Genomic DNA, 12,616 nt, shown 5'->3' on the forward strand with positions numbered 1-12,616 from the left:
CATGCAGTCCGTGCACATCGTCAGCGCTTATGACGAGGAGTTGAAATATCTGTCGAAGCGCATCGCCGCGATGGGTGGCCATGCCGAGCGCATGGTCGAACAGGCGGTCACCGCTCTCGTCAATGCCGACCCGGGCCTTGCCCAGAAGGTCATCCGCGACGATACCGTACTGGACGAGGGCCAGCGCGAAATCGACGACAAGGCGATCATCATCATTGCCAAGCGTCAGCCGATGGCGGCGGATTTGCGCGAGATCGTCGGGACCATCCGCATCTCCGCCGACCTCGAACGGGTTGGCGATCTCGCCAAGAACGTTGCCAAGCGGGTGGTCGCCGTCACCGACGGACGCCAGCCGACCAGCCTGTTCCGCGGCCTCGAGGCTCTGTCCAACCTGGCATTGACCCAGCTCAAGGAAGTGCTCGACGTCTACGCGTCCCGTTCGGTGGAGAAAATCGGCTTCGTGCGCGATCGTGACGACCAGATCGACGCCATGTACACATCGCTGTTTCGCGAATTGCTGACCTACATGATGGAAGATCCGCGCAACATCACGCCCTGCACGCATCTGCTGTTTTGCGCCAAGAACATCGAGCGTATCGGTGATCACGCCACCAACATAGCCGAGACCATCTACTACATCGTCACCGGTGATCAGTTGCCGGCTGAGCGGCCCAAGGGCGACAAGACCGACAAAATCAGCCTTTCCGAGACGCAGCCGGTGAAGTGAACGCCGCCTCTCGAACCGTCACCCGATTTACGATAAGCTTTCCGGGCTTTGCCTCTATCCTCGTCCGTGGATTTGCTCCGGGAGGTCGTGATGGAAAATGTTCGGAACCTGACCCCGGCGCCTGCGCCGATATCCGGCATTATCGCTTGCGGCGTTTACACCGCGGGGCGCCGCATCGCCGACATTCCCATCGAGGAAGCCGGCGAATGGGCAAAAAAATCCGGTCACGTCGTCTGGATCGGCCTGTTGGAGCCCGACCGTAACCTGTTGCTGCGCGTCCAGGCGCAGTTTCACCTGCATGAGCTGGCGATCGAGGATGCCGAGCACCCGCACCAGCGGCCGAAGATCGAGCAATATGGCGACGCCTTGTTCATCGTCGCCCGCACCGCGCAGCTGATCGAGGGCCGGGTCACCTTCGGCGAGACCCATTTGTTCGTCGGCTCAGGCTACATAGTCAGCGTCAGGCACGGTCCCTCGACGTCCTATGCCGCCGTTCGTCAGCACTGGGAAAGCTGCCCGCACTCGCTGGCCAAGGGCGAGGATTTCGTCCTCTATGCCATCCTCGATTTCATCGTCGACAATTACATGCCGGTGCTCGAGCAGATCGAGGACGAGGTCGAGGCGATCGAGGACAAGGTTCTGCTGAAGCCGATGACCGCTCCCGACATAGAGCGGCTCTATATGCTGCGCCGCGATCTCCTGCGCCTGCGCAATGCCGCGCTTCCGCTGGTCGAAGTCTGCCGAAGGCTGACCAGCGCCGAGCTGCCGCAGATCCACACCGCCATGCATCCGCTGTTCCGCGACGTCACCGATCACATCCGCACCGTTCAGGAGAAGATCGACAGCCTGCGCGAGGTGCTGGCATTTGCTTTCGAGGCGAGCTTGCTGGTCGGCCAGAGTCAGGAAACGGCCAACACCAAGAAGCTCGCCTCCTGGGCCGCAATCCTGGCGGTGCCGACGGCGCTCGCCGGCATTTACGGCATGAACTTCAGCGACATGCCGGAACTGAAGATGGAATACGGCTATCCGGTGGTTCTGGCCACGATCGCGCTGATCTGCGCGTTTCTGTATTGGCGGTTCAGGAAGAATGGCTGGTTGTGAAGTAGGGCAGTAGGGCAGTAGGGCAGTAGGGCAGTAGGGCAGTAGGGCAGTAGGGCAGTAGGGCAGTAGGGCAGTAGGGTGGCATTTCGTGAGCGCGACTTTCCGCGCACATACTGCCCTACTGCCTTACTCCCCTATTCCCTTATCTACCTGCTCCGCCGCCGCTCCGATGCCGGCTGGAATGCCACGCGGGCGTGGTACTTGCAGTAGGGACCGGTTTCGGCGGCATCGTTGCCGCAGAAATGGAAGTCCTCTGAAAGCGGATCGCCGTTCGGCCATTTGCAGGTCCGCTCGGTCAGCTCGACCAGCTGCAGATGCCGCGAGATCGGCAGCACGACATTTTCGACCGGGCGGATGTAATGGCGTGCCACGGGTTCGGCGTCGAACTGCGTCTGCAAAGCAGTGGCGCCGACCGATGTCGTGACATGGCGTGCCGTGGTTACGGCGCGTGATACCGATTTCTGGACGGTCGATCCTTGCGCTGCCTTCTTCTGGCGTGCCGGCGTGGCGGTCGAGCGACCGCGGCCCGACAGTTTCAGCCGATGCACCTTCCCGATGACCGCATTGCGGCTGACCCCTCCAAGCTGCGCAGCAATCTGGCTTGCGCTCAGACCCTCCGACCACAGTTTTCTCAAGAGTTCTACCCGCTCGTCAGTCCAGTTCATGAGACCGCGCTCCTCTAAGCGTGCGGCAATCGGAATCCTTCTCCCGACCCGGCAACATTTGCCAGGGCAGACACCACATATATCTGGTGATTAGGTCCGCCGCACGAAATCTAGTTATTTCTCGACTACAACTACTCTATGCGCTGACTCGGTGACAAGAGTCCCAAGTGCAACACGAATCGGTTTTTTCGGTTTTCCCCAACTTGCCCGGTCGCTTATGAGCCGGCGTCCCGTCGGGGGGCTTGCCGCGCGCCACTACGCGACGTTTTCGTTGACTTCATGGCCGAAAAACAGGATAAGCCGCACAGGCCGCCGCTTTGGCGGCTTTTTTGATTTTCCGGTACCGGAGACGCATATAATGAGCGGTTCGGCGCTTTACGAGACCTTTGCTCGCGCACCCCTGGCCTTCGACCACGGGGAAGGCACATGGCTGATTACCGACAAGGGCGAGCGATATCTCGATTTCGCCGGCGGCATCGCCGTCAATTCGCTGGGCCACAGCCACCCGCACCTGGTCGCCGCACTCACCGAGCAGGCAGCCAAGCTGTGGCATGTCTCCAACCTCTACGAGATCCCCGGGCAGAGCCGGCTTGGCGAACGGCTGGCCGACGCCACCTTCGCCGACAAGGTGTTCTTCACCAATTCCGGCGCCGAGGCGCTGGAATGCGCGATCAAGACGGCGCGGCGCTACCATTTCGTCAAAGGCCATCCCGAGCGCTTCCGCATCATCACCTTCGAAGGCGCCTTCCATGGCCGCACGCTGGCGACCATCGCGGCTGGCGGCCAGTACAAGTATCTCGAGGGCTTCGGCCCCAAGGTCGAAGGTTTCGACCAGGTCGGCTTCGACGACATTGACGCCGCCGAAAAGGCGATCACGCCGGAGACGGCCGCGATCCTGATCGAGCCGGTGCAGGGCGAGGGCGGTATCCGCCCGGTGCCGACGCAGTCGCTGAAGCGGCTCAGGCAATTGTGCGAGCAGCACGGCCTGCTGTTGATCTACGACGAGGTCCAGTGCGGCATCGGCCGCACCGGCAAGCTGTTCGCACATGAATGGTCGGGTGTAACGCCCGACATCATGGCGATTGCCAAGGGTATCGGCGGCGGCTTCCCGATGGGCGCCTGCCTTGCCACGGATGAAGCGGCGGTCGGCATGACCGCCGGCGTGCATGGCACCACGTTCGGCGGCAACCCGCTTGCCATGGCGGTCGGCAACGCCGTGCTCGATGTCGTGCTGGAAGACGGCTTCCTCGAAGATGTCCAGCGCAAGGCGCTGCTGATGAAGCAGGGTCTGGCGTCGGTCGCCGACGAGTTTCCCGAAATCATCGAGGACATCAGGGGTGCCGGGCTGATGCTCGGCCTCAAATGCGCCATGCCCAACACCAAGGTGAACATGGCCTTGCGCGACCAGCACCTGTTGACGGTTCCGGCCGGCGACAACGTCATTCGCCTGTTGCCGCCGCTCACCGTCACCGACGCCGAGATCCATGACGCGCTCAACCGCATCCGCGCCGGCGCCAAGGGCCTGGCGGAGGCGATCGCTTCCGCCGCGGCGAAGTAATCCCGGAATCATTGCTGATGTCAGTTCGCCATTTCACCGATCTTTCCACCGTTTCCGAAGGCGACCTGCGCTTGATGCTGGACGACGCGGTGGTGCGAAAGGCGCGGCTCAAGGCCGGCGAGCGCACCAAACCGCTCGAAGGCAAGGTGCTGGCGATGATCTTCGACAAGCCGTCGACGCGCACGCGCGTCTCCTTCGACGTCGGCATGCGGCAGCTCGGCGGCGAGACCATCATGCTGACCGGCACCGAGATGCAGCTCGGCCGTTCCGAGACCATCGCCGACACCGCCAAGGTGCTGTCGCGCTATGTCGATGCGATCATGATCCGCACCACCTCGCATGAGCGGCTGCTGGAATTGACCGAGAACGCCACCGTGCCGGTGATCAACGGACTGACCGACGATACCCATCCCTGCCAGCTGATGGCCGATATCATGACCTTCGAGGAACATCGCGGTCCGGTAGCCGGCAAGACCATCGCCTGGACCGGCGACGGCAACAATGTGCTGCATTCCCTGCTCGAGGCCTCGGCCCGGTTCCGCTTCAACCTCAACGTCGCCGTTCCCGAAGGCAGCGAGCCGGCGCAGAAGCATATCGATTGGTCGCAGGCGCATGGCGGCAAGCTGCACTTCACCCGCTCGCCCGAGGAAGCCGTCGATCAGGCCGACTGCATCGTCACCGATTGCTGGGTGTCGATGGGCCAGGAGCATCGCGCCCGCGGCCACAATGTGTTCTCGCCCTACCAGGTCAATGCCAAGCTGATGGCGAGAGCCAAGCCGGACGCGCTGTTCATGCACTGCCTGCCGGCGCATCGCGGCGAGGAAGTGACAGACGAGGTTATCGACGGACCGCATTCGGTGGTCTTCGACGAGGCCGAGAACCGGCTCCATGCCCAGAAGGCCGTGCTTGCCTGGTGTCTAGGCGCTTGAAGTGTCTGGGCGCTTGATCCCTGGGAGCTTGATCTGCGGGCGTGTGATGCCTATTTGCGCCGCATCACGCAAATCAAGCGCGTTTCGACGCATGCGCCCCGGAGGGCGGCATGGCCGCGCCCTGGAGCTTTGTCATGTTGGAAACCTGTCAAGTGACTGAACATCACCCCAAACTCGGCGAATTCGGCTATGCCGGCGACGATCACGTCGTGCCGTTCGAGGTCGGCCCTCTCGACGTGCGCGGCCGCACGGTCCAACTCGGGCCGATGCTGGACGCCATCCTCAGCCGCCACGATTATCCCGAGCCGGTCGCCCGCCTGCTGGCGGAGGCCTGTGTGCTGACCGTGCTGCTCGGCACTTCGCTGAAGTTCGAGGGCAAGTTCATCCTGCAGACCCGCACCGACGGACCCGTCGACATGCTGGTTGCGGATTTTTCCACGCCCTCGGCGCTGCGCGCCTATGCGCGTTTCGATGCCGACCGGCTGGAAGCGCTGGTCGCGGCGGGCGAAACCTCCCAGCAGACGCTGCTCGGCAGTGGCGTGCTGGCGCTGACCATCGACCAGGGCGCCCATACGCAGCGCTATCAGGGTATCGTCCAGCTCGATGGCGAGACCCTGGAAGACGCGGCACGCACCTATTTCCGTCAGTCGGAGCAGATCCCGACGGATATCAGGCTGTCGGTGGCCAAGCTTTTGACGCCCGGTCCCGGCGGCGCCCGCGAGCAATGGCGCGCCGGCGGTATCCTGGCGCAGTTCCTGCCGCAGTCGCCCGAGCGCATGCGCGTCCCGGACCTGCCGGGCGGCGATGGCGATCCGCGCGGGGAGATCCACGATCCGGTCGACAATTCCTGGCAGGAGTTGCTGGCTCTGCTCGGCACCATCGAGCCGACCGAACTGATCGACCCGACGATCGGCGCCGAGCGGCTGCTCTACAGGCTGTTCCACGAGCATGGCGTGCGCGTCTTCGGCGGCGTTCCGGTCGCCGACCAGTGCTCGTGCTCCAGGGACAAGATCCGCGGCATCCTCGAGGGTTTTTCCGCCCAGGAGATCAAGGACAGCACCGAAGACGGCGGCATCCACGTCGCCTGCGAATTCTGTTCGAAGCAATATGATTTCGACCCGGCGGAATTCGCGGCCCAGTAGAGTAGAAACCACGCCTCACCGGTCGCTCCGCGGCCGGTGAGGCGAAATCAATTCACCGTCCGCCGCGTCCCCGGCAAGTCCAGCGAAAACGCCGGAATGGCGATGTCGAACGTCTCGCCCCGCTTGTTGCGCATCGTGTAATGCCCGACCATGATGCCGGACGGTGTCGAGAGCGGGCAACCGGACGTGTACTGGTAGCTGTCGCCGGGATTGAGTTCGGGCTGGTCGCCGACCACGCCGGGGCCGCGCACTTCCTCGACCCGGCCGGTGCCGTCGGTGATGTGCCAATAGCGCGACAGAAGCTGCACGAAATCGTCCGACTGATTGTCGATCGTTATCTGATAGCCCCAGACATAGCGGTTCTCAGAGGGATCCGAACGGTCCTCCAGATAGAACGGCCTGACCTGCACTTCGATGTTGCGCGTGACGGCGCTATACATAAGCGGCTCCAAAAAACGGTTCCAGCGGAACTTTCGGCGCTCCGTGCGGTTAGGTCAACCGATCGAAGCCTCCTCTGGCCGACCTCGCGGGCAGGTGCCGACAAAGAATGTCATTTAAGTGACATATGACAATGATGGTGTGCGCGGACTGGTGACGCGCGACTCGGGCGCTCTGCTGAACTGTTGAAACCGGCCGTCTTGCGGACCGGTTTTCCTGGAGTGACCGGATCTCGATGCAACTCACTCTCATATCCGCCACGCTTTCAACCGTCCTCATCCTCTCGAATCTCGCCAGCATCGTGCTCGCCGCGTCGCGTCTGAGACGGCGTCGCACCATTGCGCCGCCGGCCGGCAAGCCGCGGCCGGTGTCGATCGTCGTGCCGTCGCGCGGCGTCGAGCCGTTCACGCAGGAGACGCTGGAGCGCGCCTTCTCGCTCGACTGGCCGCGCTATGAGCTGATTTTCTGCGTCGCCCATGCCGACGATCCGGTGGTCAAATTGATAAACAGGACGATCGTCCGGTTTCCGAAAGTGCCGGCCCGGCTGCTTGTCGGCGACGACCGCATCAGCGCCAATCCGAAACTCAACAATTGCGTCAAGGGCTGGGAAGCGGCGCGGCACGACTGGGTCGTCCTGGCCGATTCCAACGTGCTGATGCCGAGGGACTACATCCAGCACCTGATGGCTGCCTGGCGGCCCGGCACCGGCCTTGTCTGCTCGACGCCGATCGGCTCGCGGCCGGCCGGCTTCTGGGCCGAGGTCGAATGCGCTTTCCTCAACACGCTGCAGGCGCGCTGGCAGTATGCCGGCGAGGCGCTCGGCCTCGGCTTTGCCCAGGGCAAGAGCATGCTCTGGAACAAGCCGATGCTCGACGCCAATGGCGGCATTCGCGCGCTGGCCGCCGAGATCGCCGAGGATGCCGCTGCGACCAAGCTGGTGAACAGTCTCGGCCTGCGCGTCAATCTCGTCGCCGCCCCCTTCGAGCAGCCGCTTGGCCGGCGCTCGTTTGACGACATCTGGTCGCGTCAGGCCCGTTGGGCGCGCCTGCGCCGCGTCACTTTCCCGCTGTTCTTCGCACCCGAAATCCTGACCGGCGCCGTGGTGCCGCTGGTGCTTGCGTTGCTTGCGGCGGCAAGCGCCGGCTTCAGCCTCTGGGCAACCGCCCTTGCCGTGCTGGCGGCCTTCTATCTTCCGGAGTGCGCCCTGGCCTGGTCCAAGGGCTGGTACCTGTCGCCACGCATGGTCGCCGCGATCATGGCGCGCGACCTGATCCTGCCGGCGATGTGGGGGCGCGGTTGGCTCGGCGGCGCCGTCGACTGGCGCGGCAATGCGATGACCATCGGCACCAAGACGGCCGAGCTGGAAGAGACGCCGTCCGGCGCCTGAAGGCCTCCTACCTGGCCCCCTTCAGCGCCTGCGCGATGTCCTCGAGCAGGTCGTCGGTATCCTCCAGGCCAACCGACAGCCTGAGCGTGCCCGGCCCGATGCCGAGCTCGGCGCGCGCCTCGTCGCTGAGATTTTTGTGCGTCGTCGTCGCCGGGTGGGTGATCAGGCTCTTGGCGTCACCGAGATTGTTGGAGATCAGGACGATGTCGAGCGCGTTCTGCAAGGCGAAGGCCGCCTGCTTGCCGCCCTTGACGTCCAGGCAGATCAGCGTCGAGCCGCCCGACATCTGCTTCTTGACGATGTCGGCCTGCGGATGGTCGGCGCGGCCGGGATAGATGACGCGCGCGATTTCCGGCCGTTCGGCCAGAAAATCGGCGATCCGGCCGGCACTTTCCGTCTGCTGGCGTACGCGCAGCGGCAGCGTTTCCAGGCCCTTCAGCAGCGTCCAGGCGTTGAAAGGCGAAAGGCTTGGGCCGGTATGGCGGAAATAGTCGTGCAGGTTCTCGTCGATCCACTTCTTGTCCGACAGGATGACGCCGCCGAGACAGCGCCCCTGGCCGTCTATGTGCTTGGTAGCCGAATAGACGACGATATGGGCGCCGAGCTGCAAGGGCTTCTGCTGCAGGGGCGTGGCGAAGACATTGTCGACGATCAGCCTGGCGCCGATCGAATTGGCAAGCGAAGCGACAGCGGCGATATCGACCACTTCCAGCGTCGGATTGGTCGGGCTTTCCAGGAAGAACAGCTTGGTGTTCGGCTTGACCGCCTTTTCCCAGTTGGCGATGTCGGTGCCGTCGACCAGCGTCGCCTCGATGCCGTATCTCGGCGCCAGCGTCTCGACCACCCAGCGGCAGGAGCCGAACAGCGCGCGTGCCGCCACGATATGGTCGCCGGCCTTGGCGCTGCACAGAAGGGCGGCCGTTACCGCCGCCATGCCGGACGCGGTGGCGCGCGCGTCTTCCGCACCTTCCAGCGCGCACATGCGCTTCTCGAACATGTCGACGGTCGGATTGGCGTAGCGCGAATAGATGAAACCCGGCTCTTCGCCCTTGAAACGGGCTTCGGCGGCTTGCGCCGTTTCGTAGACATAGCCTTGGGTGAGATAGATCGCTTCTGACGTTTCGCCGAAACCGGAACGCAGCGTTCCGCTGTGCACGAGTGCCGTCTGAGGCTTCCAGTTGCGCTTCTTGGTGCTCATCGCTTTTCTTCCAGACACAAAAAAACCGGCCGCGAAAGTCGCAACCGGTCCATACGGCCTTGCGGCCCGACGGTCCTTTAGCGACTTGTTTAACGTGGCTGCAAGCCGACCGGCCAAATCACCACGGGATAACGACCCTTTAGACCCGCACCGCGCTTGCGTCAATTGCCGGCTTCATTAAGAGGTTTGTACCAAGCAGGAGTGGAGCCTTGCGGCAGACAGGCATTCTTCCCGACCAGGACATATCGGCGCTGCTCCAGTCCGGCGCGCTGAAGTCGGCGCGTGCGCTCGATGCCGACCAGATCCAGCCGGCCAGCCTCGATCTCAGGCTCGGCGACAAGGCCTGGCGGGTGCGCGCCTCCTTCCTGCCCGGCCCCAATCACAAGGTCTCGGAAAAGCTCGACCGGCTGCAGCTGCACGAGATCAATCTGGCCGAGGGCGCGGTGCTGGAGACCGGCTGCGTCTATATCGTGCCCCTGCTTGAAAGCCTGGCGCTGCCGGCGGACATTTCAGCCTCGGCCAATCCGAAGAGCTCGACCGGGCGGCTCGACATCTTCACCCGCGTCATGACCGATCGCGGCCACGAGTTCGACAAGATCGCCGCCGGCTATCATGGCCCGCTCTTTCTGGAAGTCAGCCCGCGCACCTTCCCGATCGTCGTCCGCACCGGGTCGCGCCTGTCGCAGATCCGTTTCCGCACCGGCAATGCGCTGCTCTCCGAAGCCGAGTTGCACGACCTGCATCGCACGCAGATGCTGGTCGCCACCGAGCCGCCGAACATTTCCGGCGGCGGCATCGCGCTGTCGATCGACCTCAACGGCGATCAAAGCGGCTTGGTCGGCTATCGCGGCAAGCATCACACCGGCCTCGTCGATGTCGACAAGCGCGCGGCCCAGGAAGTCGTCGACTTCTGGGAACCGATCCACAAGAGCGGCGCCGGCGAACTGGTGCTCGACCCCGATGAATTCTACATCCTCGTCAGCCAGGAGGCGGTGCATGTGCCGCCGCTCTACGCCGCCGAGATGACGCCCTTCGATCCGCTGGTCGGCGAATTCCGCGTTCATTATGCCGGCTTCTTCGATCCGGGCTTCGGCCATTCCGCATCCGGCGGCACCGGCAGCCGGGCGGTGCTGGAAGTGCGCAGCCATGAAGTGCCGTTCATCCTCGACCACGGCCAGATCGTCGGCCGGCTGGTCTACGAGCATATGCTGAAGCGGCCGCAGGCGCTCTACGGTACCGATCTCGGCTCCAACTACCAGGCGCAAGGCCTGAAGCTGTCCAAGCATTTCCGCGCCGCGCGCTGACCCTCATTGCCCCAAGGCAAAATACTTGCCTGTGCCGGTTCGGCATGCTTGGCTGCCTTGCCGCCCGTCAAGCTGGCGGCGTTCAAGGGGAACCAAGAAAATGCGATTTTCGAAATGGGTCATATCGGCGGCGGGCGCTGCCATGCTGGCAATGCTGGCCGGCTCTCCGTCGGTGCAGGCGGCGGAGAAAATCAAGATCGGCACCGAGGGCGCCTATCCGCCGTTCAACACCATCACCGCTGACGGCAAGGTCGAAGGCTTCGACATCGACATCGCCAATGCGCTGTGCGCGCAGATGAAGGTCGAATGCGAGATCGTTACCCAGGACTGGGACGGCATCATTCCCGCTTTGCAGGCCAAGAAGTTCGACGCCATCATCGCCTCGATGAGCATCACCGAGGAGCGCAAGAAGCAGGTCGCCTTCACCAACAAATATTATACGACACCGCTGGCTCTGGTGGCGCCGAAGGACACCGATCTCACCTCGACCGAACCGGCGGCCCTTGCCGGCAAGACGGTCGGTGCCCAGGCTTCGACCACGCAGGCCGACTATGCCCAGAATGAATATGGCAAGGCGGGCGCGGAGGCCAAACTCTATCCCACCCAGGAAGAGGCGATCACCGACCTGACCAACGGTCGTCTTGACGCCGTGATCTCGGACAAGTTCGTGCTGATGGACTGGCTGAAGAAAGCAAGCGACGGCTGCTGCAAGCTGGTCGGCGACGTCAAGGGCACCGAGACCCAGGCCGGCATCGCCGTGCGCCTGGACGACACGGCCCTGCGCGACAAGCTCAACGCAGCCATCGACGCGATCGTTGCCGACGGCACCTACAAGAAGATCCAGGCCAAGTATTTCGACTTCGATATTTATTGAGGCAGAGGCGCCTTTTCCTTCTCCCGCAAGGGGAGAAGGACAGGGCGCGCTCTCAAAGCGCCTTCACAGCCACCTTCACCGGCTGCTCGATCTCGAGCGGGTTGCGCAGCGGCAGGCCGAAATCCCCGGCCTCGATCTCGAAGACATCGCCGGCCTCGGTCGTGATGCCGTCGGCGAAGGACAGTGTCGCCGTGCCGAACATGTGCACATGCACGTCTCCCGGCTGGCGGAAGGCCGCGTATTTGAAATGATGATGTTCGAGATTGGCGATGGTGTGCGACATGTTCGCTTCGCCGGACAGGAACGGCTTCTCCCACAGCACCTCGCTGTCGCGCACGATGCGCGAGGTGCCGCGGATGTCGGACGGCAGGTCGCCGATCAGGATCTCCGGCCCGAACGAGGCGTTGCGCAGCTTGGAATGCGCGAGGAACAGATAGTTCACGCGCTCGGTGACGTGGTCGGAAAACTCGTTCGACAGCGTGAAGCCGACGCGGAAAGGTGCGCCGTCGTCGCCGATGACGTAGATGCCGGCGACCTCGGGCTCTTCGCCGGCGTCCTTGGCAAAGGCCGGTGACAGGAGTGCGGCGCCTGGTGCCACCGCCATCGTGCCGTTGCCTTTGTAGAACCATTCCGGCTGCACGCCGATCTGGCCTTTCGCCGGCTTGCCGCCCTCCAGCCCCATGCGGAACATCTTCATGGAATCGGTGAGCTGCTCCTCGCCGTCGGCGCTCAGCTTCTTGTGCATGGAATCGCGCGTCGCGGCGGAGCCGAGATGCGTCAGCCCGGTGCCGGTCAGGTGCAGATGCGCCGGATCGGGGTGATTGATCGGCGACAGCAGCCGCCCCTTCTTGTAAGCGGCCTCGAGATCGACCGTCTCGCCAAGCCCCTTGCGTTCGATCAGCGCGACGAGGCCGACGCCGGTGCGGGCGGCCTCCATCGCCAGCGAATAGACGCTGCGGGCGCCATTGATGATCCGGGTCTTGCCGCCATTGCGGGCGACGACGCGGATGGTCTCGGCGTCGTCAAGGATCTGGGAGATCAGCATGATGAATCCTCTCTCATTTGCCTTGGCAGGGCTGCCAAAACGGCAAACCTTGCTCAGCGCGGCCGGGACCTCGTCCATGCCACGGTTTAAATTCTCAGTTCGGATTGCGCTCGCGGGCCTGGTCCCTCAGGGACTTCTGTTACCGGCGGGTTGCCGGCAGCGTCGCGATCGTATGCCTCCTGCTTTCCTCGATCAGAGCAGTTCACCGTTTCACGGAAACGGCGAACCGCTCTAACTCATTGTCTTGG

12 protein-coding genes and 1 riboswitch are annotated in these 12,616 nt (G+C 63.5%); of the genes, 8 read left to right on the forward strand and 4 right to left on the reverse strand.

What is annotated here, in order from left to right:
- Position 1 precedes the first annotated feature (1 nt).
- Both phoU and EN949_RS06890 read left to right on the forward strand, forming a co-directional pair.
- Positions 2–727 carry a phosphate signaling complex protein PhoU gene (gene phoU / locus EN949_RS06885; RefSeq protein WP_013533646.1) on the forward strand — a complete coding sequence of 242 codons (726 nt, stop codon included), beginning with the start codon at positions 2–4 and terminating at the stop codon, positions 725–727.
- A 90-nt stretch (positions 728–817) separates the two neighbouring features.
- Positions 818–1,828 (forward strand): magnesium and cobalt transport protein CorA, encoded by a 1,011-nt coding sequence (locus EN949_RS06890; protein WP_013533645.1) that lies wholly within the window; start codon positions 818–820, stop codon positions 1,826–1,828.
- 146 nt (positions 1,829–1,974) lie between these two features.
- Here EN949_RS06890 and EN949_RS06895 read toward each other — a convergent pair whose 3' ends face one another.
- Entirely contained in the window at positions 1,975–2,493 is a 519-nt protein-coding gene (locus EN949_RS06895) for a GcrA family cell cycle regulator (RefSeq protein WP_127365491.1), read from the reverse strand.
- A gap of 358 nt (positions 2,494–2,851) precedes the next feature.
- On the opposite strand from EN949_RS06895, the gene EN949_RS06900 reads away from it, so the two are divergent.
- The 3 genes from EN949_RS06900 to EN949_RS06910 all read left to right on the forward strand — a co-directional run bounded on the left by EN949_RS06900 (position 2,852) and on the right by EN949_RS06910 (position 6,122).
- The gene (locus EN949_RS06900; protein WP_063170013.1) at positions 2,852–4,051 is read left to right on the forward strand and encodes an aspartate aminotransferase family protein; all 1,200 of its coding nucleotides are present in this window, start codon (positions 2,852–2,854) and stop codon (positions 4,049–4,051) included.
- 17 nt (positions 4,052–4,068) lie between these two features.
- Positions 4,069–4,980, forward strand: a complete 912-nt coding sequence (gene argF / locus EN949_RS06905) for an ornithine carbamoyltransferase (RefSeq protein ID WP_013533642.1) — start codon at positions 4,069–4,071, stop codon at positions 4,978–4,980.
- Between the two features lie 110 nt (positions 4,981–5,090).
- Positions 5,091–6,122, forward strand: a complete 1,032-nt coding sequence (locus EN949_RS06910) for an Hsp33 family molecular chaperone (protein ID WP_127365490.1) — start codon at positions 5,091–5,093, stop codon at positions 6,120–6,122.
- Positions 6,123–6,169: 47 nt separating this feature from the next.
- Here EN949_RS06910 and apaG read toward each other — a convergent pair whose 3' ends face one another.
- On the reverse strand, positions 6,170–6,562 hold the full coding sequence (apaG, locus tag EN949_RS06915; protein WP_013533640.1) for a Co2+/Mg2+ efflux protein ApaG: 393 nt from the start codon (positions 6,560–6,562) through the stop codon (positions 6,170–6,172).
- Between the two features lie 233 nt (positions 6,563–6,795).
- Here apaG and EN949_RS06920 point away from each other — a divergent pair, with 233 nt between their 5' ends.
- Positions 6,796–7,947 carry a ceramide glucosyltransferase gene (locus EN949_RS06920; RefSeq protein ID WP_127365489.1) on the forward strand — a complete coding sequence of 384 codons (1,152 nt, stop codon included), beginning with the start codon at positions 6,796–6,798 and terminating at the stop codon, positions 7,945–7,947.
- Positions 7,948–7,954: 7 nt separating this feature from the next.
- On the opposite strand, the gene EN949_RS06925 is transcribed toward EN949_RS06920, so the two are convergent.
- On the reverse strand, positions 7,955–9,145 hold the full coding sequence (locus EN949_RS06925; protein ID WP_064995695.1) for an O-succinylhomoserine sulfhydrylase: 1,191 nt from the start codon (positions 9,143–9,145) through the stop codon (positions 7,955–7,957).
- A 57-nt stretch (positions 9,146–9,202) separates the two neighbouring features.
- Positions 9,203–9,280: riboswitch (SAM riboswitch) on the reverse strand.
- Positions 9,281–9,354: 74 nt separating this feature from the next.
- Here EN949_RS06925 and EN949_RS06930 point away from each other — a divergent pair.
- Positions 9,355–10,449, forward strand: a complete 1,095-nt coding sequence (locus tag EN949_RS06930; protein WP_127365488.1) for a 2'-deoxycytidine 5'-triphosphate deaminase — start codon at positions 9,355–9,357, stop codon at positions 10,447–10,449.
- Positions 10,450–10,549: 100 nt separating this feature from the next.
- Positions 10,550–11,323, forward strand: coding sequence for an ABC transporter substrate-binding protein (locus EN949_RS06935; RefSeq protein ID WP_050596217.1), 774 nt, complete (start codon positions 10,550–10,552; stop codon positions 11,321–11,323).
- Positions 11,324–11,375: 52 nt separating this feature from the next.
- Here the strand turns inward: EN949_RS06935 and araD1 are convergent, their stop codons facing one another.
- Positions 11,376–12,368, reverse strand: coding sequence for an AraD1 family protein (gene araD1 / locus EN949_RS06940; RefSeq protein WP_013533635.1), 993 nt, complete (start codon positions 12,366–12,368; stop codon positions 11,376–11,378).
- Between the last annotated feature and the right edge of the window lie 248 nt (positions 12,369–12,616).

Origin of the sequence: Mesorhizobium sp. M7A.F.Ca.US.007.01.2.1 (assembly GCF_003998165.1) — a bacterium.
Taxonomy (GTDB): domain Bacteria; phylum Pseudomonadota; class Alphaproteobacteria; order Rhizobiales; family Rhizobiaceae; genus Mesorhizobium; species Mesorhizobium ciceri.